A 22,797-nucleotide genomic window follows, 5' to 3' on the forward strand; every position below is an offset into this window, starting at 1 on the left:
GGAATGCAATCACCCGCTACAATACGCCGTCTGCAGCGGGAGTCCCCAGTGAACGAGATTATTCTGATAAACATATCCGGTAGTGACCGGCCGGGTGTGACGAGCACCATTACGGGTATTCTGGCTGATCACCAGGTCAATATCCTCGATATCGGCCAGGCGGTGATTCATGATTCGCTGACTCTTGGGTTGCTGGTAGAAGTGCCCAGCGGGCTGGAGGCCTCCAGCATTCTTAAGGATATTCTGTTTCGCACCCACGAGATGGGGATGCAGGTTCGCTTTTTGCCAGTGACCCCCGAAAGCTATGAACAGTGGGTGAGTGGCCAGGGCAAGCAGCGCCACATCGTCACCCTTTTGGCCCGGAAAATCAGCGCCCGCCATATTGCTGCGGTGACCGACATCGTGGCTCGCTACGAGTTGAATATCGACCGAATCGACCGTCTGTCGGGCAGGGTGTCGTTGGCGGCGGGGGCGCAGCAGTCAAAGGCCTGCGTGGAGCTGTCGGTGCGGGGGTTTCTGGCCGACGCGTCTGATTTTCGGCAGGAGTTACTGCGTCTCGCCAGTGAACTCGACATCGACATCGCCTACCAGGAAGACAATATGTTTCGCCGTACCCGGCGCTTGGTGGCCTTTGATATGGACTCCACGCTGATCGAGGCCGAGGTGATCGACGAGCTTGCCGCTGCTGCCGGGGTTGGCAGCCAGGTGGCGGAAATCACCGAGCGTGCCATGCGCGGTGAAATCGATTTCACGGAGAGCTTCAAGGCCAGAGTGGCGCTGTTGAAGGGCCTGGATGAGTCGGTGCTCGAGGGCATTGCCCAGCGCCTGCCGATCACCGAGGGCGCTGAGCGGCTGATCTCGACCCTCAAGCGCATGGGCTACAAAACGGCCATTTTGTCGGGCGGGTTCACCTATTTTGGTGAATATCTCAAGGCCAAATTGGGCATCGATTATGTCTACGCCAACACCTTGGCCATTGCCGACGGCAAGGTCAGTGGTGAGGTCGAAGGGATCGTGGTGGACGGTCAGCGCAAGGCCGAACTGCTGCGCGAGATTGCCCGTCGCGAGAGCATTGACTTGGAACAGGTGATTGCGGTGGGTGACGGGGCTAACGACCTGCCAATGCTCAGCATTGCCGGGTTGGGCATTGCCTTTCGCGCCAAGCCCATTGTTCGGGAGAATGCCAAGCAGTCCATCAGCACCCTGGGGCTTGATGGCATTCTCTATTTGCTGGGAATCAGCGACCGGCTCAGCAGCTAGTGCGACGGTAGGTTAGCTGAACGCCGAAAACTCGTAGGTCATGCTGGGCTGGGGTTCGTGCACGTAACTGCCCTGGATGAAATCCGGTCCCAGCTGCCAAAGCATGGCGAGCGTAGCGGCACTGCCTACATTGGGAATCACGATGCGGCTGCCGAGAGTTTTGGCGGAGCGGATAAAGTCGCGAATTTGGCTGTTGTCTGGCGAATCACTGCTGCGAATGCCGGGTTTAACGAGGCCCGGCTGAATATGATTCAAGAACTTGTCTGAGGCCTTAACCCGGCCGAAATTACGCACACCAATCTCACCGCCCATGGTTTGAAACTGCTTACAAAAATCCAGTGCCGGCTTCAGGCTATTGCTGATACTTTCCTCGCTGAATTGCAGTGTTAGGGCGCTGGCAGGCAGACCGGCGGCCTTGATAGCCACACCTAGCCAGGAGCAAAATTCCTGGTCGTGGAAAACGTTGCCGCTGAGATTGATCACCAGCTTGACGTCTTTGCCTCCGAGCCGCTCTTTGGCGAGCAGCTTGGTGGCTTCCATTACCATCCAGCGATCCAGTTCGTTATGATCGGGGTCCCGTTCGATATTGCGCTGCAGTTCACCGGCGGTAATTTCGCCTTCGGCCCGGTCACGCAGATCAAGGCTGACCTCGTAATGGTCACCGCTGGCGCTGCCGAGATTGACCATTGGCTCAAACAGTAATTGCAGTCGCTGTTCAGCGAGGGCTTCCTGAACCAGTTTGGCGGCCGACTGGCTGTTTTCCAATTGTTGGCGCTCCCGGCGCACAATCTGAGCCTGGTTGCCGCCGCTATCCACCAATCGTTGAAGGAAGTCAAAGCTGTTGTCGAGGACCGCACTGGCCGCCGGTGGCGTGCGGTGGTTGATGGGCATGATCGCCACGCTCAAGGTCAATTGAATGGACTGCTTTTTGACTTCAAATATGCCCTCTTCCACGTTTTTGACGAGGTCTTCGGCCATTTCCAAGGCATTTTGCGAGGGAACGTGGTGGGCGACGGCAGCGACAATGTCGTCACCAATGCGCCCATAAATTTGTGCGTTGAGGGCGATGCGCAACTGTCCGCACAGCTCCGCCACCAGTAGTTCGGCGCCTTTCAGCCCGGTCTTTTGACGCAAACGCTGAAAGTTGTCGATGGAAATCAGCAGCAGCGAGCTGTTGTTGTTTCGCTCACTTTCGATAAATTCCTGGAACGACTGCTCAAAGTAATGGCGGGTGGCCAGGCCGGTGGTTTCATCGATGTTGCCGAAGTTGCCATCGGCGCCAAGTTCGCTCAACAGGACCTGAATGCAGTCTTCGTCGTCGTACTGGGTATTGCTGCAATGCACAATGCTGGTCTGGGAGCTGCCGTCACGCCCGCGAAACGCCAGCTCGAGCTGCCGGTCTTCTTTGCCCTTGCCCTGCTGTTTCAGGGCATTCTTCAGCCGTTCCTGGTCCTTGTGTTCGACCAGGTCAACGATCGGAAAACCGTCCAGGTCGTCATAGCCCAGGCCGTCACAAAACACCCGGTTGGCATGGATGATCATCCCATCGACGATGTAGGCGACCGGGTCTTTGGATTCATTCATTAACAGCTGGCTGCGCTGCTCGGCGACCTCGAGGGAATGGCGCAGCTCATTCATCTGGCGGCGCAATTGCAGTCCCTGAATTTCGCGCAGCGCGGCGGCGGCCAGTCGGGGAAACTCATATTTGCCAAAAACGGCAGAAATCACTGGGTCGGGCGGGCTGAGGGGGTCGGCATCACCGATGAAAATCACCGGGATATCGATGCCCTGTTTGCGCAGCATGTTACCGCAGTGCTTGATGTCGAGGCTGGCGCGCTCGTCATCAAATACGATCAGCTCCCATTGCTGGTCGGACAGACGTTTGCTCAGCTGCTCACCGCTGCTGACCCGGTCTTCTCTGACAACTTGGCCGGTTTTGCGAAAACTGTTACCGAGTTGTTCGGCGTCGCTGTCCGAGAGATTCACCAGCAGGACGTGGATAATTTGTTTGTGCATCATGTGATTACGGTAACGCCTATTTTGCGTTTTTCTGGTGGCTTACAGCACATCCCAAATTTGTCCGAATTGACCGTCGTCCTGCTCCTTGCGTATGCGGGGTGTGCTGTGTTCGTCCTTTTTCTTGACCGATCCGAATTCGTCTAACTTAAATACTTTGAAGGCATTGCCCTCTTCAAGCGCCTCGACCAGGCGAGCCTTGAGCGCGTGCCCTGGACGCAGCAGCTCTACTGACTGCCCCTTCCGAAAAATCGACAAGGCCGGCACCAGTACACTGGGCTCCCGGTGCCCGGCGGAACCCGAAATTAACAGGGCGCGCTGATAATCGGTAGACGGCAAGCCCGCCTGCAACACCCTGATGCTGTAGGGGATGGCCTGGGTCGCCAGCAATTCGGCGCCAATCTGAAAGTTTTCTTCGTTGCGAATCCAGCGAACTGCGGCGAGGCTCCAATCGGCATTTTCATTGGGGCTCAGGGCAATAATTTCGCCATTGCGCAGCTTCGAATTTGATGGCGCCGACCATCCTATACGATAGCCGGTGTCGCTGATATCGAGAATACGCGACTCAACGTAGCTAAATTCGGTGTGGGCAGTTTGGGTGCTAACGGAATCGCTGGGCAGGCTGTAGTTAATGGTTTCCAGTTCATCGCCGCGCTTGTAGCCAAAATTCCAGTGCTGCTTGTCCACTGAGTGGTGAGATTCGACCGCGGGGGAGTCATCCCAGGGCTGAGAGTGGGTTCGTTCAACGAAGGGGTCGGGGGAAGATTCGGCAGCATGGCTGTCAATTTTGAAGGCGTCAAAGCCCATTTCTTCCGCGAGGAAGTAGTGACAGGCACCGAGTCCCACCACCAGTCTGGCAGGGATGTCGCAAGGCTGGCGCTCTGACGAGCGAGCGGCCGCCGAGGCCCATGCCAGCAAAATGCGTTCCTGCAACAGACTGGGAATTTGGCTGTTGCTGGCAAATAGCTCGTCGCTGCCCAGGGTGGTCAGTGGTTTGGTGTCGATGCCCAGCCAATCTTCGCTGGGGGCGCGGCTCACCAGTTCCCGATACTGAGGTGGCTGGTCTGCGTCGGGGTCGAGCAGAAAGACGCAGCTTTCCAGACGTTCGTGACGCAGTTCTGCCAGGCCTGCCAGCTTATGCAGCTCATCAAAGATGCCGGCCAGAAAACGCTGGGGAATTTGGTGAGGTCGGCAGCAGGATAGCAGCAGAGCCCGTTTATAGGCCTCGCCAATGCGGCCACCGCCATAGTGCGGGTCGGCGATTTTGATTTTGAGAAGTTTGTGCTCCCGGGCCAACTGAAACAGGTGGTGCAACTTAAGCCAGAAGCCTGTGGCCGGGCTGCGGTGCAACTGGTAGGTGCGCAGCAGAATGCGAGACTGCTCGGCGATGATCCGGTGAAGGCACTTTGCCATCGCATCGGTGGGTTTGAGCAGGCGGCTTTCCTGGGGCAGGCTGCGAAAGGCGAGTTGGTAACCCAAGATAAGCTGCTTGTTCAGGGTGTCGGCCAGGGAAACGATCTTTTCGACTTTCTCTGGCAGGTTGATCGGCTTGCCAAGATAGTGTTGGGACAGGCCGCGGACGGCGGCGTGAATATCGGGGCGAAAGGCTTCCAGCAGGTCAAGGCGATCTTTGCCTTTGCACTTAACCTGATTCAACTCGGACAGGGCCAAATAGAGCTGCTTGGTCGTCTCGCCCAGGTTTGCCCGGGGCAGCGTTTGCAGCCAGCTGTTGGCCGCCGGCGCGGTCATGACAAACAGACTGTGCTTGTCCCGGCTGGGTTCCGGCAGCGCGGTTTTGGCGCCCGAATTATCTGTCATAGTCTTCCATCGCTATTGCCACTGCGCGTCAGTGTTATGGTGGCTGTGCAATACATCTTTATAACCCTATGTTTTTACGCGGTTCTTGGTCATATCGCAATAGGGGTTTTGCTATCTTCCCCCGGCAATTCCCGGACCAATCTGGGCACCAGATAGCCGGGAAGGGTGGCCCGCATCGCCTTGATCAGCGCGATGCCGCTTGCCTCGGAGGCCTGAAAATGGGCCGCGCCCTGGACCCGGTCCAGCAGATGCAGGTAGTAGGGCAGTACCCCCTGAGAAAACAGTTTTTTCTGCAGGGCGACCTGGACCTCCGCTGTGTCATTGATCCCTGCCAATAGCACACTCTGATTGAGCAAGGTGACACCTGCTGCGCGAAGGCGGCTGAAGGCCAATTCCGTCTCGGTATCCAGTTCGTTGGGGTGATTGCAGTGCACCACAACCACCGTTTGCAGGCGGGTCGCGCAAAGGGTGTCGATCAGCTCAGCGGTGACTCTGGCGGGCATCACCAGCGGAAGCCGGGTGTGGATGCGCAGTGTGGTGATGTGCTCGATAGCGGCAATCTGCTTTATCAACTCCGCCAGCGTCTGGTCTTTTGCCACCAGGGGGTCGCCGCCACTGAGAATCACCTCGTGGAGTTCGCTGCGCTGGGCAATGTAGTTCAGCGCAGCGTGCCAGTCGCGCCTGGCCGGGCTGTTCTCCTGGTAGGGGAAACTGCGCCGAAAACAATAACGACAGTTAATGGCGCAGGAGGGGGTGGTGATAAGCAGAGCGCGGCTGCGGTATTTGTGAATCAGCCCCGGCACGGGATTGGCGCTGCGCTCTTCAAGAGGGTCGTCGGAAAACCCCGGCGTGGTGACGGTCTCGGCCCCGCTGGGCATGACCTGCAACAGCAGTGGATCGCGCCAGTCTCCCCGGGTCATTTTGGCGACAAAGGCCTCCGGTACCCGCAAAGGAAACAGTTTTAAGGCCTCCGCCAGCGCCGGTTCCCGGCAGGGGTCCAGGCCCAGTCTGGCCATCAGTTCCTCGGGCTCCCGAATCACGTTTCGCATCTGTTGCTGCCAATTTTCGGTCTGCCAAAGTGCGTCTTTAACGGGTATCATTGTGGCCTTTTTACTTTCAGGAAAATAACGCTGTCGGCGAGGACCAACATGGCTAATTATTCTACCAACGAATTTCGCTCCGGGCTCAAGGTAATGCTTGATGGGGAACCGTGCTCCATCCTGGATAACGAATACGTCAAACCAGGTAAAGGCCAGGCCTTCAACCGAGTCAAACTGCGTAACTTGAACACCGGCCGAGTGTGGGAGCGAACGTTCAAGTCAGGCGAATCGCTGGAAGGCGCCGATGTGATGGATGTGGAGATGGAATATCTCTATACCGATGGCGAGTTTTACCACTTTATGGACCCCGACAGCTTCGAACAGGTTCAAGCGGATACCAAAGCGGTGGGCGATTCCATCAACTGGTTGAAAGAGCAGGACGTGTGTACCGTGACCCTCTATAACGGTGCGCCGTTGTCGGTGACCCCGCCGAATTTTGTCGAGTTGGAAATCACTGAAACGGATCCGGGACTCAAGGGTGATACCGCCCAGGGCGGCACCAAACCCGCGTTCCTGAGCACCGGTGCCGTGGTTAAAGTGCCCTTGTTCATTAACCAGGGTGAGGTGATTCGGGTCGACACCCGCAGTGGTGAGTACGTTAGTCGAGTGAAAAGCTAAGTGAGTTCCTGGCAGCCCACGGCTAGCCGGGAAGCTCTGCAAAAAAGGGCGCAGCTGCTAGCCAGCCTGCGTCTTTTTTTTACCGAGCGAAATGTCCTGGAAGTGGAGACGCCGCTACTCGCCTCGGCGCCAGTGACCGACCCCAATATCGAAGCCATTGCCGCCCAGCGCCCTGACAGCCCCGCCGAGCGCTCCAGCCAAGAGCAGATGTATCTGCAAACTTCGCCAGAATACGCGATGAAGCGCCTGCTGGCAGCGGGCTTTGGCGACATCTACCAAATCTGCAAAGCGTTTAGAAAAGGGGAGCGCGGCCGCCGTCACAACCCCGAGTTCACCATGCTGGAGTGGTATCGACCGAGTCTGTCTTTTGACGAGTTGATGGACGAGGTCGCCGAGGTTATCGCGCTGGCCCTGGGTGCAGCGCCTGCGGTCAGAAAGCTTAGCTATCGACAGGCCTTTCTCGACCACTGCCAGATCGACCCTCTGGTCGTCAATGCGCCCGAATTGGCCGCATGCGCCCGCGCCCGGATGGACATCAGCTTTGACAGTGACGATCCCGACTTGTGGCTGCAACTGTTAATGTCCAGCGTGGTGGAACCGGGTTTTGATCCCCACAGCATTACCTTTGTCCATGATTTTCCCGCCTCCCAGGCGGCGCTAGCTAAGGTTGAAGTCGACTCCGATGGCTTACCCGTGGCGCGCCGCTTTGAAGCCTTTTATCGCGGTATGGAATTAGCCAACGGTTATGATGAGCTGGGCGATGCCGCTGAGCTGATTCGCCGCATTGGCATTGATCATCAGCGCCGGGATGCCGCCGGGCAGGCCCGCCCCGCCATCGACCGGCAGTTATTAAAAGCGATGCAGGCAGGCCTGCCGAACTGTGTCGGTGTGGCCATGGGTTTTGACAGGTTGGTGATGCTGGCCTGCGATGCGACCAGCATTGATGAGGTGATTGCCTTTCCCCTTGAGCGCGCCTGACTCGATGATGGGGTAGTTTCAGCCTGAGCATCATTTTTATAAGTATTGTTGCTTATGTCCGTAGACAGTGGCCGATTATTGTCTTGTTTGGTTTCCTGTTGACGCGAATTGCCCTCTTCATTGCCCCGCTGTACTCCTACCCTCGCCAAGTGTGCTAACCGCGCTGACTGTTACTGCACAGAATCAATAACAATTAGACTTTGGTGAATGCTATGAATCAATGCGCCCGGCTCTTATTGAGCACTGTGATTTTTCTATTTTCCTCCACGTCATCACTGGCAAATATACAAGTGGAAGAAGTTGTCGTGACAGGAACGAAGCGTGATCAGGCCCTTCAGGATGTCCCCTCATCGGTTAATGTGTTGACGGAGACAGATATTGCCGAGGCAGGAATCAAACGCCCCCGGGATTTCCTGGCAACGGTGCCCAACGTCACCTTTATCGAGGACAATGCCGGTGAGGTGTACGTCAATATTCGCGGCCAAACTGCGGTGCGAAATTCCGATCCCAATGTGGCGGTAGTGATCGATGGTGTCCCTTTGGTAACGCTAAAAGCGTTTAACCAAGACCTGTTCGATATTCAGCAAATCGAAGTGTTGAAAGGGCCCCAGTCGGCGGTGTATGGCCGCAATGCCGCTGCGGGCGCCATCGTCATCGCGACAAAACGCCCCGGCGATATTGTCGAAGGGCAGATGTCAGCGGGGTTCGGAAACTTTGGCACGAGCCGCATGAGTATGGGGCTTGGAGGCCCTCTTAGCGATAGTCTGAAATTTGCACTTGCCGGCTCCACTCGCGAGACGGACGGTCCCTTTACCAATGACCTGACAGGCGAAAAAGTGCAGCGGGCCCAGTCCTCCCTGGGACGCCTGCGCCTGTTTTACACCCCTGATGACCTCACTGACATTAACTTCCGGCTGGCGGCCCACGATTCCAACGGCGGTGGCACCGCGTACAACGGGCAGTTTGCCGGGGTGCCTGTTGGTGACGTAGAGGTGACTGCCTTGGATGCTGATCTGATGTTGCCGTTTGTTTCCAATGTCGAGGGCTTTTCCGAGGAGGAAATGCTTGATAGTGCGCTGGATATTGAGCGCCAGTTCGACTTTGGTAGCCTTCGATCTATTACCAGCTATAACAGCTTTGACCAGACCTTTGGTGGCGATGGCGTACCCTACATCGCAGACAGTGGCAGCGCTGGTGCGCTGGTGCAGATGTACACCTATCAGGACGAAGTGGTGTCTCAGGAGTTTCGCATCAGCTCGGCTACTGGTGGTCGAGTGCAGTGGATGGCGGGTCTGTATCTGATGCAGTTTGATCGAGACCAGTTCAGCGAGTTGAGCCAGGACCTGGATGGCACGATGTTACAAACTCGGGGTGTGGATGGTCCTGACAGTGCGGCGCCGACCGTCAGTTACACCGCCAGCGAATTTCAAACCCGTAACTACGCCGTATTTGCCAACACCCAAATTGATCTGACAGATAGCTTAAGTCTTGAGTTGGCCGGTCGCTATGATATCGAGAAGCGAGAGGTTACAGAGAAGGCGCCAGATGTGTTTAACCTGTGTGTCCAGGCCTTTTCGATTCCCCGCTCTGCCTGTAACGATTCCGAAACCTTCCGCAATTTTTCCCCCAAGGTTTCGCTAGTGTATCTCGCTGCGGAGAATATCACTCTGTATGCCAACTATGGCAAAGGCTACAAGAGTGGTGGTTTCAATCCTTTGGGTAGCCGCGCCGCACTGGTAGCAGCCGGTGCTGGGGCGGGAGTTCCCGAGAGCGATATCTATGTCCAGGACCAGTTTGACGAAGAAACCTCCGACTCCTTCGAGTTAGGTTTCAAAGGCAAATTTTTTGACAAGCGCCTGAGTATTAACGCCGGTGTTTTCCATACGGTGGTGGAGGGGGCCCAGCAATTCGAGTTTTTCCCCTCGGCGGGCCTACAGACTGTGACCTCAATTGACGAGGTTGAGCTGCGGGGCTTTGATGTGGATTTTACCGCTTTGCTGCCCAATGAATGGGAGCTGTTTGGCGGCTTCGGTTACACCGACGGCGAAATCAGCGAATTTGGACCGAACCCGGCCTTTGAGGGCAATGTTGCGCCCGGCTCGGTCAAGACCACCGCGACGCTCGGCCTCAGCAAAGCCTACCAGCTTGACCGTGATCTTACCCTGACGCCCCGCCTCGAAGTCAGCCGCTACGGTTCGATTTGGTGGGATGTTGCCAATACCGAGGGCACCGAGCGCGACCCCATTACCCTAGTGGATGCTCGCCTTACCCTGGCGGGTGAGGAGCGCTGGGAGATAGCACTGTGGGGCAAGAATCTGACCGATGAGGAGTACTATCAGGAGATCGTGCCATTACTGGGTGTGTTGTCGGTGAATTACCGGGCACCGACACGCAGTTATGGTATTGATTTCACTTATCATTTTTAGTGGTTGATGGTGGCTGCCAATTTCTTGGAGGGTGAATGAAAGCCGCTGTATGCCCGTCGGCCAGGCGGCATCGCCCAGGCAGCCGTCAGCGGTTCTCAGCAACTTTGCGGTCGTCTAGAATGAAGCCTCATTTTTGGCCGACAAATAATATGAACAAGTCAAACGGGGCGCCTTCCTCGGCAGGTGGCAGAACGGCGCTGTCGGGATATGTGCTCGCTATGGTCCATGCGATGGATGAAGCGGGACTTGATCACCGTCAGTTGATGGCCGAGGTGGGAATGGACCCCGCCAGGTTGGAAAATTTTGGCGATCGTTATAGTCAGGAAAAGGTGACCGAGCTATGGCGCTTGGCGGTCGCGCGCTCCGGGGACGCTAACTTTGGGCTGAAGGTGGCGAGGCATATCCGGCCCTCCAGTTATCATGTGGTCGGCCAGGCCATGTTGTGCAGTGATAATTTGCGTGCCGCCGCCCACCGTTTCTCCCGTTTTGCCAAATTGATATCAGATTCCGCAGTGCTGCATTTTCACGAGCGGGAAGGTCATAGCGACTTGGTGATCGCGCTGGAAACCGGCGGCAGTGTGCCCCGCTACCAGGCCTTTGATACGGTGCTTGCTGGCTTTTTGGAATACTGTCGCTGGATGCTGCACGACGAGGCCTTGCAGCCGCTTGAGGTGGGTTTCAGTCACGCGCCAGGGGAGAAGCCCGAGGAGTACGAGGCACTGTTTCGCTGCGAGATTCGCTACGGCCAGACCAGCAACTATCTGTCATTCAGTAACGACGATCTGGCTCGACCGATTCCCGGCGCCAATCCGGAGGTCGCTTCTCTGCTGGATGAACTGGCGGCTCGCTATCTTGCGGACCGCCTGCAGGGGCGTTTCTCCCGGCGGGTGAGGGAGGTGTTGCTGGTAAAGCTCCCCAACGGCGAGCCCTCTCGGGCAGAAACGGCCCAGAGCATCGCCATGACCGAGCGGACCCTGGCCCGACGTCTGGCCGAGGAAAACACCACCTACCACGAAATACTGCGTCAGCTTCGGGAGGAGCAGGCCTACTCCTATCTGAAGCACACTGAGATGAGCATCGAAGAGATTGCCTGTCAGTTGGGCTTTTCTGACCGGGGCACCTTCTCCCGTGCTTTCAAGAGTTGGACCGGGCGCCGTCCCTCGGATTGGCGTGTGGAGCAGCAACAGATTCCCGGTATCGATGGGACCGAGGATGACGATTTCTCCCAATAATCGTCTTCGGCGTTAAATCCCCTGGTCAGCAAATTCTGGCACAGATGGCTCTGTGCCGGTCTCCTGCGTCATGTTCCTTCAACTGCGAAACCGCTACTGTTTCGCACAGTGGAAATAATGAAAATTGGGAGAGTTCATGGCCCTGCGACAGGTCGCCCTCGACGATAAATACCTTGCTGAAAATACCACCGTGCTGATGTCCGGCACCCAAGCGCTGGTGCGTCTGCCCTTGCTGCAAAAGGCGCTGGATCGCGCCCGGGGCCTCAATACCGGTGGTTATATCTCCGGTTATCGCGGCTCGCCGATTGGCGGCTATGATCAGGCCCTGTGGCAGGTTCAGCGCCTTCTGGAAGAAAACAACATTGTCTTTGAGCCCGGTGTTAACGAGGACATTGCTGCCACCGCCGTATGGGGAACGCAGCAGCTGGCCGATACGCCGGAGGTGACCGTCGATGGTGTTTTTGGCATTTGGTATGGCAAGGCACCCGGTGTGGATCGCTCCTGCGACCCACTGAAGCACGGCAACTTCGGCGGCGCCCATCCCAATGGGGGGGTGCTGGTTGTGGCGGGGGACGATCACGGCGGAAAATCCTCCACCCTCGCCGCCCAGAGTGAGCGGGCGTTCATGCACTGTGGCATCCCGATTCTGGCCCCGGCCAATGTGCAGGACTGCCTGGACTTTGGTGCTGCTGGCTTTGCCATGTCGCGCTATTCAGGCCTGTATACCGGCTTTAAGGCGACCAATGAGACCCTCGAGTTGACCGCCACGGTCGACGTGGATCTGTCCCGCTATGACTTTATCTACCCCGACAAGGGCGAGCTGCCGGAGGAGGGGGTGCACTTTGTCTCCACCCATATCGACCGGCTGCGCAGTGATGTGGTGGTGACCCGCTACCGGATGCCACTGGTGCATAAGTTTGTGCGTGCCAATGGCATTAATCGGGTGCTGGTGGACGCGCCCCAACGCAAGCTGGGTATTGTCACCGCGGGCAAGGCAACTCAGGATGTCATGCAGGCCCTGACCAAGCTGGGCATCGACCGGGAACGGGCCGCGGCACTGGGTATTTCGGTACTGCAGATCGGCTGCGTATGGCCGCTTGACCCTGAGGGGGTGAGCGCCTTTGCTCAGGGGCAACAGGAGCTGCTGTTTGTCGAAGAAAAGCGGGCGATTGTCGAACCGCAAGCTGCCAGTATCCTGTTTAATCAGTCGCCCCGGCCGCGGCTTGTTGGCAAGCAGGACGAGCAGGGGCAGCCGCTGTTGGCGGAAGACATCCAGTTAACCCAGTCGGATGTGGCGCTGGCCATTTTTCAGCGGCTGTTGCGCGCCGAAATGGCCGATGAGGCAATCAAAACCAAGGCGGCGGAGATCCGCGCCGAACAATCCTATGCCGCCGAAAACTCGGTGGCGCCCATTGCCCGGTCGCCGTTCTTCTGTTCGGGTTGCCCCCACAACTCTAGCCTCAAAAAACCCGACGGCAGTTACAGCGCGGGCGGCATTGGCTGCCATTCCATGGCCTTGTATCACCACGACTACATGATGCCCAACACCCATATGGGCGGCGAGGGTGGTCAGTGGATTGGTCTGGCCCACTTCACCAAACTGCCGCATATCTTTCAGAACATGGGTGACGGTACGTACTACCATTCCGGCTTGCTGGCCATACGGGCAGCGGCGGCCTCTGGACAGAACATCACCTACAAAATTCTCTTTAATGATGCCGTTGCCATGACCGGCGGACAGCCGGTTGAGGGCAACCTCTCGGTGGGGGAAATCAGTCGTCAGGTGCTGGCGGAGGGGGCCAGGGAATGTGTGGTAGTCACCGATCGGCCGGAGCTCTACGGCCTTGACAGCGGTCTGGCGCCGGGGGTGAAGGTTCACCACCGGGATGACTTGATGGAGGTGCAGGACCGTCTGCGCAGGGTCGAAGGATTGACGGTGCTGATCTACGAGCAGACCTGCGCCGCCGAAAAACGGCGCCGTCGCAAGCGTGGCAACTTTCCGGATCCTGCCAAGCGAATGTTCATTAACCCGGCGGTGTGCGAGGGTTGCGGTGACTGTTCGGTGCAATCCAACTGTGTCAGCCTGGTGCCCCTGGAAACCGAGCTGGGCCGCAAGCGCGCAGTGGATCAGTCCACCTGCAACAAGGATTACAGCTGCGTGAAGGGCTTTTGCCCTTCCTTTGTCACCGTGCTGGGCGGGGAGCCGCGCAAGCCCGAAAAGGCCGAGCTGTCAGGGGGCTTGTTTGCCGACCTGCCGGAGCCGGTGCAACCGAAAATTCACAATAGCTACGGGGTAATGATTTCGGGTATTGGTGGCACCGGTGTGGTGACGGTAGGTGCGGTACTGGCGATGGCGGCCCACCTGGAGCACAAGCAATCGTCGGTGTTTGATATGACCGGTTTGTCCCAGAAAAATGGCGCGGTCTATAGCCATCTGCGCATAGCCCACAGCCGGGACAAGATTGGCTCCCAGCGTCTGGGCGCCGGTGAAGCCGATCTGGTGTTGGCCTTTGATATGGTGGCGGCCCAGTCTGCCGAGCCCCAGCTCACCATCAATCAGCACAAGTCGCAAATTGTCGCCAATACCAAAGTTATGCCCACAGCGGCCTTCCAGAAAAACCCGGACATGCAGTTCAGCAGCCGGGATCTGTTGGCGCGCTTTGTCGGGATGGTTGGCAAGGAGGCCGTTCACGCACTGGATGCCAGTGGTCTGGGCCAGGTGTTGTCGGGTGACTCCATTGCCGCCAATATGATGCTGGTGGGTTACGCCGCCCAACTTGGCCTGTTGCCGCTGTCGGTGGCGGCCATTGAGCGGGCCATCGAAATCAACGGTGTGGCGGTCAAATTCAACCTTGAGGCCTTTAACCTCGGGCGCTTGTGTGCCCATGCCCCCGGCAAGATCGAAGCCCTGCTCAACAGCGTCGCCAGCACCCCGGCTGCGGACAAGCTGGAGAATTTGGGCGATATTGTTGCTCACCGGGTTGCCTTGCTGACGGATTATCAGAATGCGGCATATGCGAGCCGTTACCAGAAGCTGGTTGATAAGGTTGCTGCGGCCGATGGGGCCTTTCCATCAAAGTCCCAGGCGCTGTCGAAGGCTGTGGCCCGCTACGCCGCCAAGTTGATGGCTTATAAGGATGAGTATGAAGTGGCTCGGCTGTACGCCGCGCCAGCCTTCCAACGCCAGTTGAACGAAGCGTTTCAGGGCGGCATGAAATTGAAATTTAATCTGGCACCGCCGCTGCTATCCAAAACTGACCGCTACAGTGGCCTGCCGAAAAAGCGTGAATATGGCAGCTGGGTGTTTTCTGCCTTCCGGGTGCTGGCCCGAATGAAGTTTTTGCGGGGCACTGCGCTGGATATTTTTGGCTATACCCAAGAGCGCAAGCTGGAACGGCAGCTGATCGAGGATTACTTTGCCGATGTGGATGCGCTGCTTGCCGCGCTTTCCGAGGACAACTACGACTCAGCCGTTGCCATTGCGTCGCTGCCAGAGGCGATTCGCGGTTACGGCCATGTGAAGGAGCGTCATTTGAAGGCGGCTCGTCAGGACCAGCAGCGCCTGTGGGCAACCTTTAACAATGGCGGTGTGGACCCCAGTCGTCCTGAGCTGATTGCGGTGGAGGCGGTAGCGCACTACACACCATGATTCCCGCCCAGGGGCCCCGGCACGGCGAGGCAGTTTGCTGTGCCGGGGCAACTTATTGGCACGTATGGCCACCTCGGTGGGTGGCTTGCTCTTCGCTCCCAGTGACGGCTTAGGGTAAGTTTCAGAAAGCCAAGTCCTCGGCAGCGTGGCTGCCAAGCGGAAAAAATAATCAAGGCGAGAGGAAGATATGTCTTACAAATTGTTGATCGACGGCCAGCTGGTGGATGGTGCTGGCCACATAGACGTGATCAATCCAGCTGACGAAACCGTTATTGCAGCCAGTCCCATCGCCGATGAGGCCCTGCTCAATGCCGCTGTGGCGGCGGCCAAGCGCGCCCAGCCGGGTTGGGCGGCTACGCCCTTGCAAGAGCGGGCAGCCTGTCTGTCTGCGCTGGCGGAGGCGGCGGTTGCCCACGAGGCCGAGCTGGCCAAGCTGGTGACCCTGGAAGTAGGGCGGCCTCTGCCGCTAGCGCACTTCGAGTTACAGCTGGTGCAGAAGAGTTGCAGCTTCTACAGTCAGCAGAGCCTGGCGCCGGAGGTGCTCCACGACGACGAGGCCACGCGCATCGAACTGCAGCGCCTGCCCCTTGGAGTGGTGGCCGCCATTCTCCCCTGGAATGCACCGCTCTACCTGGCGATTAACAAGCTGGCACCTGCGGTATTGGCGGGAAATTGCGTGGTACTCAAACCGGCACCGACCTCGCCGTTGTCCACCCTCAAGTTTGGTGAACTGTTGGCCAAGATTTTTCCGCCGGGGGTGGTGAATATTATTGCGGATCGCAATGATCTCGGCGCAGCCCTGGTCAACCACCCCGATATTGCCAAGGTGGCCTTTACCGGCTCGACGGCTACCGGCATGAAAATTCTGCAATCCGCCGCCGCCAATTTGAAGAAAGTGACACTGGAGCTCAGTGGCAATGACGCGGCCATACTGCTGCCGGATGTTGATATCGCCGCCATCGCCGGGGATGTGATCTTTGGCGCCTTTTTCAATAGCGCCCAGATCTGCGCGGTGATCAAGCGGCTTTACGTGCATGAATCCCGTTACGACGAGATATGCGACGTCCTCGCCGCTGGCTTGTCGCAGGCGGTGATGGGTAATGGCATGGACCCGGATGTCATGTTCGGCCCGATCCAGAATGCGGCCCAGTATGACAAAGTCAAAGGCTTCCTCGAGGAGGCCCGGGAGACCGGCACGATCATTTGCGGTGGTGAGATTCCCGAGGGTAAGGGCTATTTCATTACGCCGACCTTGGTGCGTGACCTTAGCGACGGACACCGCCTGGTTGACGAAGAACCCTTTGGTCCGATTTTGCCGATTATCAAGTACCGGGACATTGATGACGCGGTCGCCCGGGCCAATGCCTCGCCTCTGGGGCTGGGCGGATCGGTGTGGTCGGCGGATGCTGAACAGGCGCGGGCTGTCGCCGAGCGACTGCAGGCGGGCACCGTGTGGGTGAATCAACATTGCGCCATCGATCCGGCCATACCCTTCCCCACCAGTAAAGGCTCGGGGCTTGGGGTCGAAGCCGGTCGGGAAGGCTTGCTGGAATACTGCAACCTGCGCGTAATGAATATCAAAAAATAAGAGGTAGCGCTGTGGCAAATGCATTTTTAGACGGTTTATACAGCCTGGATGGCAAGGTCGCATTGGTGACCGGTGGTCACAAAGGCATCGGTAAAATGATCGCCGAGGCCTTAACCCAGGCCGGTGCGCGGGTGTATATCGCCTCTCGCTCGGCAGGGGAATCCGATCATCCCCTGGCCATCCCCTGTGACTTGGCCAGTGAGGCGGGTATTGATGCCCTTGTTGCGGAACTGCAGAAGAAGGAGAAGCAACTCCATATTCTGGTGAATAACGCCGGTTATTTTTCCGCCGCGCCGGTGGAGGATATGGAGGCAGGTGAGTGGGACACCGTGCTCGCGCTCAACACCAAGACACCCTTCTTTCTGGTGCAAAAATTATTGCCGATGCTGTTGTCCGCGGGAAGCGCCGATGATCCTGCCCGGGTGATTAATATTGGTTCGATTGCGGGCATTATGGGCGGCAGCAACATGGCCTATGCCTACGGCGCCAGCAAGGCAGCGCTGCACCAGCTGACCCGCACCCTGGCCAGCGACCTCAGCGCCCGACACATCACCGTCAATGCGATTGCGCCGGGATTTTTCCCCAGTGAAATGACCGATGGTTTCTTCTCTGCCCAGGAGGGCTTGAAGGATGCCATTGTGGCCGGCACTCCCCGGGGGCGCCTGGGGACGGCGGAGGATATGGGCGGGATGTGCATCGCGCTCTGTGGTCGAGCAGGTGCCTTTGTCTGTGGTCAGATTATCGCCCTGGACGGCGGCGTGCTGCTGAAGTGACAGGCTGAAAGCTTTGGCCGGGATCGCCTCAGTCTGGCCGTCCCTGCCCTTCAACGACGGCGCCCCCCATTAGTAGACTGACATTACGCCACTAACAATAAGTAACGGGAACAACACAATGAATAAAGATTGGGTTCAATACTGGATCAAGCTGTTTGACCGCAAAGGTGAAGAGTTAATCAGCCTGTATTCGCCAGAGTTCTATTTCATCGACATTAACATGCAGATCGAAATTCAGAACGACCTGGAAGCCCTGAAAAATTTTCATGCCATTTTTGATAACAGCAATCCGGATGTTAAGTACGACTACTTTGACGTGTTTGATTATGCCGGCGACGAACGCCGCGGCTGCTTCCAGTGGACCTGGAAAAGCAAACACGCCGGTGATTTTCTCGGCTTGCCCGCCAAGGGCAAGGAGACCGAGACCCGGGGCATGACCCTGATGGAGTGGAACGCCGACGGCAAAATTACCCGGGAGGAGAGCATCTGCGACCTGCTCAGAATTTTCCGGCAGCTGGACATTGTAAAAGTATAAAAACCATTCATTTTTAAAAGCGGCAGGCGTGTGTGTGGGGCTGTGCCGCTGAGGTGTCATCATGCAGTTTGATCCAATGAATGCTGATTTTCAGCAGAACCCCTACCCCTTTTACGACGAGCTCAGGGCCAAGCAGCCTGTGGTTTGGTCCGAGTCCATGCAGGGTTTTTGTGTGGCGGCCTACGACGACATCATGACGGTCTTGACGGACTCGGATAATTATTCGTCGTCTAAATTCTGGCCCATTTTACTTGGTGAATACGACCCGGCGCCGGAAGTTCAGCCGATGATTTCCCTCGATCCGCCGGACCATCTGCGCACCCGGACGCTGGCTCAAAAGGCCTTTTTGCCCCGGGAATTGAAGAAGCTGGAAATAAAAATTCAGCAGATATCAGACGACCTGGTAGATCACGCCATTTCTGTTTCAAAAGATAACACCTTTGATATGGCCTGGGATTTTGCAGCCCTTTTTCCGGTGAGTGTGATCGCCGAAATGCTGGGCATTGATAAATCCCTGCGCCTGGATTTCAAACACTGGGTTGATAATCTGTTGGCCGCGTCAAACAGAGCGATTTACGACGACGCCCGCCTGGCCGAGATAAAACATGCCTCGGATAGCTTGCGGGCCTACTTCAGCAAGCTGGTGGACGAGCGCACAGAGAACCCCGGTGACGATATGATCAGTTCCTTCATTCAGGCGGAGGTGAATGGCGAGCGCCTGAGTAAAATCGAAGTGATCAACCTGGCGATACTGCTGTTGATCGGTGGCACCGAAACCACCACCAATCTTTTGGGCGGCCTGCTGGCCGGTTATCACGATCACCCCGAAGCCTTCGCTGCCGCCCGGGCCGACCGCTCGCTGGTGCCCCAGTTGTTGGAGGAGCAGCTGCGCTGGCAGCCACCGGTACAAAGCCTGTTTCGTCATACCACCCGCGAAGTGGTGCTCAATGGTGTCACCATTCCGGAAAACACCATGGTGATGACCTTGCTGGGTAGTGCCAACCGGGATCCGGAAAAATTCCCCGACCCCACCGTCTTTGATCTTAAGCGCGACGTGCGCGGCTACTGCACCTTTGGCCAGGGCCCGCATTTCTGCATGGGCAGTTTTCTGAGTAAGTTCGAGGCCGCCATTGCCGTGAACAAACTGTTTGACCGCTTTAAAGTGTTGGAACCTCTGCAGCAACCTGAAGAGGTTCGCTGGATTGATTCCTACTTTGCCCGCGGCCCGATCACCTTGCCGGTTCGCTACGAATTGGCGTGAGGTGCGGCGGCAGACAAGATAAGGAGAAAGCAAATGGCAGAGATGATTGACGCTGGGAAAATCGATGACCTGGCGCCCGGCAAAATCCACAAGGTGCAGCACGGTGATCTGGTGATTGCGCTGGTGAATATTGGCGGTGAATTCTATGCCGTAGACGGTGTGTGCGGGCACGCGGGTGGCCCTCTGTGCAGGGGCGAAGTCATTGAGGACGAGAAGGTCATCACCTGTCCCTGGCACGGTTGGGAATACGACCTGAGCAGTGGTGAATGCCTGATGGACCCTTCACTGAGCCAAAAGACCTACGCTGTGCATGTTGATGGTGGCGCGGTGACGATCACTGTGGAGTAAATCAGATGAGTCAGAGTGATCAGGTCGAATTAGCCGCGCAGAAAAGCAATTATCAGCAATTTGTTGCGAGCTTAAGGGACATTGTTGGCGATACGGGGGTGCTGGAAGGTGAAGCGGTAAGCAGTCGCTATCCCGGCTACTTCATGGAGCGGGTGGAAAGCCGATTGTTGGTGCGGCCCAGTACCACGGAGGAGGTCTCTCAGGTTTTGCGTCTGTGCAATGCGCGTCAACAGCCGGTGGTGACTCAGGGGGGAATGTCCGGCTGGGTGCGCGCCACCCAGACGCGTCCCGGAGATTTAATTCTTTCGATGGAGCGTCTGCATGCCATCGAGGAAGTCGATACGGTCAATCGCACGGTTACCGTTCAATCGGGGGTGATTTTACAGACGCTGCAAGAGCAGCTTGAGCCTCACGATCTGATATTTCCGCTGGACCTGGGTGGCCGAGGTTCATGTCAGGTTGGCGGTAACGCCGCCACCAACGCCGGTGGTATTCGGGTGATTCGTTACGGGATGATGCGGTCACTGGTGCTGGGGCTTGAGGCGGTGATGGCCGACGGCAGTGTTATCAGCTCAATGAACAAGATGCTGAAGAACAACTCCGGGTATGACATCAAACAGCTGTTTATGGGCAGCGAAGGCACCCTTGGGGTGATTACCCGGTTGGTGCTGAGGTTGTATGAGCGGCCCCGCAGCGATAACGCGGCGCTATTAGCGCTCAATGATTTTGCCAGCGTCGCCAAGTTTCTGCGTTTTATCGACAGTCGCCTGGGCGGCAAGCTCAGCGCCTTTGAAGTGCTGGATAATACCTTTTACCGCATCAATACCCAGCCCGGGCGGCAGCGTGCGCCGATCAGCGGTGACTATCCCTACTATGTCATCACCGAATCCCTGGGCTTTGATGACAGCATTGATGCGGCCCAATTCGAACAGGTGCTGGTTGACGCTGCGGAGGCGGGGCTGATTGCCGACGCTGTTATCGCCAAGTCGGGTGCTGAGCGTGAGGCCATCTGGCAGATCCGGGAAAACCTGGAGCACGTGGTCAAGGAAATGCAGCCCTTCCAGGCCTTTGATGTCAGTATGCCCATCGGCGATATGGCGCCTTATATGCAAACCGTTGCCGAGAATTTTAAAAAATTCTGGCCAGAGGGGCAGCTGTGTTTTCTCGGTCATGTGGGTGATGGCAACCTGCATATTGCTGCTGGCTGCGGCAGCAGCGAGCCGGGTGCCCGCCGGGCGGTGGAGGAGTGCGTGTATCAACCGCTGCAGCATATTGGCGGCAGTATTTCTGCCGAGCACGGTATCGGCCTGGAGAAGAAGGACTTTCTGTCACTGTCACGGGGCGACAATGAATTGCGGCTGATGCAATTGCTCAAGCGCAGTCTTGATCCCAATGGCATTTTGAATCCCGGCAAAGTCATTGATCTTGAGGAGTGACCCCTTGACCCCGGCAGATGATGCAGTGGAAATCTTTGGTTCGCCTGTAAGTAACTGCTACAACGCAGTGCTCGCAAGCCTGTATCACAAGGGGATTACCCCGGTGGAGCATCATATTGGCGCCTCAATGGCGCCGGATTTTTTGCGCCGCAGTCCAATGGGAAAGATCCCGTACCTTTACCACCGGGGTGAGTATCTCTCCGAGACCTTGGCGATTGTTGAGTACCTCGATGAATGCTTTGCCGGCAAGGATTTGTTGCCGGGCACGGCTTTGGAGCGCGCCCGCCGTCGTCAATTGACCAAGTTTGTTGAATTGTATTTGGAGTCGCCGTCTCGCCGTCTGTTTCCAGGAGTTTTTTGGGCGGGCAAAAATGATGCTGTGCACGTGGATGAGGTCCGCCCGGTGCTTGAACGGGGTTTGCAGGCCTCGGAAATTTTGTTGGGCCAGTGTTCGTCGCTATTGGATTCGCCCTGTGGTGCGGCTGAGTACTACAGCTTTTTTAGTCTGGCCTTGGTCAATAGAGTGACCCAGCACCAATACGGCTGGGATCTCTTGGCTAAGGCGCCCTTGTTGAAACGTTTTGCCGATAAGGCCCTAGCGGCAGACTTTATTGCCAAGATTTGCAACCAGCGCGATGGCGCGATGCAGGCTTACTTGGAGAAAAAGGCCGCCGAGTCTGGCCGAAAGTAGACGTCAGTTTGGGCCGGATAAACACACAATAACAATGAACAGGAGACGCCATGATGTGGCTCCCAGGTCGACGCGATAACCCGCTTGTTTTGAAGTTTTACGCCGCCCTAGTGCTGCTGTACTGCGCGCCGGTGCTGCAGGCCGCGCCTGATGGATGTCGCAGGGGTGAGGCCGGGCCGCTGGCAACCGTCGCGCTGCTGTATAAGAAAGCGGACGTTACCCAGTCTGACTTTCAGGCCTATTGGCGCGATATCCACGGCATGCTGGCCACCCGAATTCCGGGCTTTTGGACCTATCGCCAATACCATATCGGCGCGGCGGTAGAGGAACTGTCCCGCCAGCCCGCCGACGCTGGAACAGTCAAACCGCTCGACGGCTTTGCCGATGTGACCTTCTGCACAACGGAGGATATCGCGGGGTTGGCTGCGAGCCCGCAGGCCGAGCTGATCAGAGACGACGAGGTCAATGTGTTTTCCAGTACCTATCTGTACGGGGCCGTGGCCGGTGAAAGCGAAACACTGACCCGCACTGAACCCTTTGCACAGATGTCGTGGAAGGCCGACACAGACCACCTGATTTTGCTGCTTGGCAAGGCGCCTGGGGAGTCGAAGGCGGACTATCGTCACGCGCTGCGCCGTGCTGCCGAGGCGGTAAAGCAGCAGTGCGCGCCCCAACGTCTGCGGCTTAATCTGTTTCAGCCCTATGATGCCAGTGCCTGGCCAGCGCCGGGTGTTAATCATCAACCTCGCCAGGTGCTGGATGCGTCACTGGAGCTGGAATTTGCCGACCGGAAGGCCAGCCTTGCCTGTCTTAAGCAACATTCGATGTTGGCCAAAACGCCGGGGGCTGATGGTGCTGAGCGCCTGCAATTGGCCTATAGCGTGAGCCATCGCTATGCGATGGTGGCGGATGGTGTCATTACCCTGTTGGGGGTGCGAGGCCTGCCAGCCACGGCGGTTATTCAACGATTGGGCGCCGATAATCAGACTACCGATGCCGTGCTGCAAGCGGTGTATGGCTCGGGGGTGCGCCCCTGATGCTGAGCATCATCCTACGCCAACCCGGCTG

Annotated in this window: 17 protein-coding genes; 14 read left to right on the plus strand and 3 right to left on the minus strand. The window is 57.3% G+C overall.

What is annotated here, in order from left to right:
- The first annotated feature begins 48 nt into the window (after positions 1-48).
- Entirely contained in the window at positions 49-1,260 is a 1,212-nt protein-coding gene (serB, locus tag NCG89_RS12915; RefSeq protein ID WP_285236378.1) for a phosphoserine phosphatase SerB, read from the plus strand.
- Between the two features lie 12 nt (positions 1,261-1,272).
- Here serB and NCG89_RS12920 read toward each other — a convergent pair whose 3' ends face one another.
- The 3 genes from NCG89_RS12920 to epmB form a co-directional block, all read right to left on the minus strand.
- Positions 1,273-3,279, minus strand: coding sequence for an EAL domain-containing protein (locus NCG89_RS12920; RefSeq protein ID WP_251086962.1), 2,007 nt, complete (start codon positions 3,277-3,279; stop codon positions 1,273-1,275).
- Between the two features lie 39 nt (positions 3,280-3,318).
- Positions 3,319-5,094 (minus strand): cyclic-di-GMP receptor FimW-related protein, encoded by a 1,776-nt coding sequence (locus NCG89_RS12925; protein WP_251086963.1) that lies wholly within the window; start codon positions 5,092-5,094, stop codon positions 3,319-3,321.
- An 89-nt stretch (positions 5,095-5,183) separates the two neighbouring features.
- Positions 5,184-6,194 carry an EF-P beta-lysylation protein EpmB gene (gene epmB, locus NCG89_RS12930; RefSeq protein ID WP_251086964.1) on the minus strand — a complete coding sequence of 337 codons (1,011 nt, stop codon included), beginning with the start codon at positions 6,192-6,194 and terminating at the stop codon, positions 5,184-5,186.
- Between the two features lie 48 nt (positions 6,195-6,242).
- Between epmB and efp the strand changes: the two genes are divergently transcribed.
- From efp to NCG89_RS12995, 13 genes are all read left to right on the plus strand, one after another.
- A complete protein-coding gene (gene efp, locus NCG89_RS12935) occupies positions 6,243-6,812 on the plus strand; it encodes an elongation factor P (protein ID WP_251086965.1) in 570 nt (189 codons plus the stop codon).
- Positions 6,813-7,790: an EF-P lysine aminoacylase EpmA gene (gene epmA, locus NCG89_RS12940; protein ID WP_251086966.1), complete on the plus strand. Its 978-nt coding sequence runs from the start codon at positions 6,813-6,815 to the stop codon at positions 7,788-7,790.
- Positions 7,791-8,095: 305 nt separating this feature from the next.
- Positions 8,096-10,216, plus strand: coding sequence for a TonB-dependent receptor (locus NCG89_RS12945; protein ID WP_251086967.1), 2,121 nt, complete (start codon positions 8,096-8,098; stop codon positions 10,214-10,216).
- Between the two features lie 149 nt (positions 10,217-10,365).
- The gene (locus NCG89_RS12950) at positions 10,366-11,448 is read left to right on the plus strand and encodes an AraC family transcriptional regulator (RefSeq protein ID WP_251086968.1); all 1,083 of its coding nucleotides are present in this window, start codon (positions 10,366-10,368) and stop codon (positions 11,446-11,448) included.
- 136 nt (positions 11,449-11,584) lie between these two features.
- Entirely contained in the window at positions 11,585-15,097 is a 3,513-nt protein-coding gene (locus NCG89_RS12955; protein WP_251086969.1) for an indolepyruvate ferredoxin oxidoreductase family protein, read from the plus strand.
- Positions 15,098-15,284: 187 nt separating this feature from the next.
- Positions 15,285-16,685, plus strand: a complete 1,401-nt coding sequence (locus NCG89_RS12960; RefSeq protein WP_251086970.1) for an aldehyde dehydrogenase family protein — start codon at positions 15,285-15,287, stop codon at positions 16,683-16,685.
- A gap of 11 nt (positions 16,686-16,696) precedes the next feature.
- The gene (locus NCG89_RS12965) at positions 16,697-17,458 is read left to right on the plus strand and encodes an SDR family oxidoreductase (protein ID WP_251086971.1); all 762 of its coding nucleotides are present in this window, start codon (positions 16,697-16,699) and stop codon (positions 17,456-17,458) included.
- A 118-nt stretch (positions 17,459-17,576) separates the two neighbouring features.
- Positions 17,577-17,993, plus strand: coding sequence for an ester cyclase (locus tag NCG89_RS12970; RefSeq protein WP_251086972.1), 417 nt, complete (start codon positions 17,577-17,579; stop codon positions 17,991-17,993).
- A 61-nt stretch (positions 17,994-18,054) separates the two neighbouring features.
- Positions 18,055-19,254, plus strand: a complete 1,200-nt coding sequence (locus NCG89_RS12975) for a cytochrome P450 (RefSeq protein WP_251086973.1) — start codon at positions 18,055-18,057, stop codon at positions 19,252-19,254.
- A 33-nt stretch (positions 19,255-19,287) separates the two neighbouring features.
- Positions 19,288-19,602, plus strand: coding sequence for a Rieske (2Fe-2S) protein (locus tag NCG89_RS12980; protein ID WP_251086974.1), 315 nt, complete (start codon positions 19,288-19,290; stop codon positions 19,600-19,602).
- A gap of 5 nt (positions 19,603-19,607) precedes the next feature.
- A complete protein-coding gene (locus NCG89_RS12985; protein WP_251086975.1) occupies positions 19,608-21,038 on the plus strand; it encodes an FAD-binding oxidoreductase in 1,431 nt (476 codons plus the stop codon).
- A gap of 4 nt (positions 21,039-21,042) precedes the next feature.
- Positions 21,043-21,729 (plus strand): glutathione S-transferase family protein, encoded by a 687-nt coding sequence (locus NCG89_RS12990; RefSeq protein WP_251086976.1) that lies wholly within the window; start codon positions 21,043-21,045, stop codon positions 21,727-21,729.
- Positions 21,730-21,779: 50 nt separating this feature from the next.
- Positions 21,780-22,766, plus strand: coding sequence for an EthD domain-containing protein (locus NCG89_RS12995; protein ID WP_251086977.1), 987 nt, complete (start codon positions 21,780-21,782; stop codon positions 22,764-22,766).
- Positions 22,767-22,797 lie beyond the last annotated feature (31 nt).

Source organism: Spongiibacter taiwanensis (assembly GCF_023702635.1).
In the GTDB taxonomy this organism is placed as follows: domain Bacteria; phylum Pseudomonadota; class Gammaproteobacteria; order Pseudomonadales; family Spongiibacteraceae; genus Spongiibacter; species Spongiibacter taiwanensis.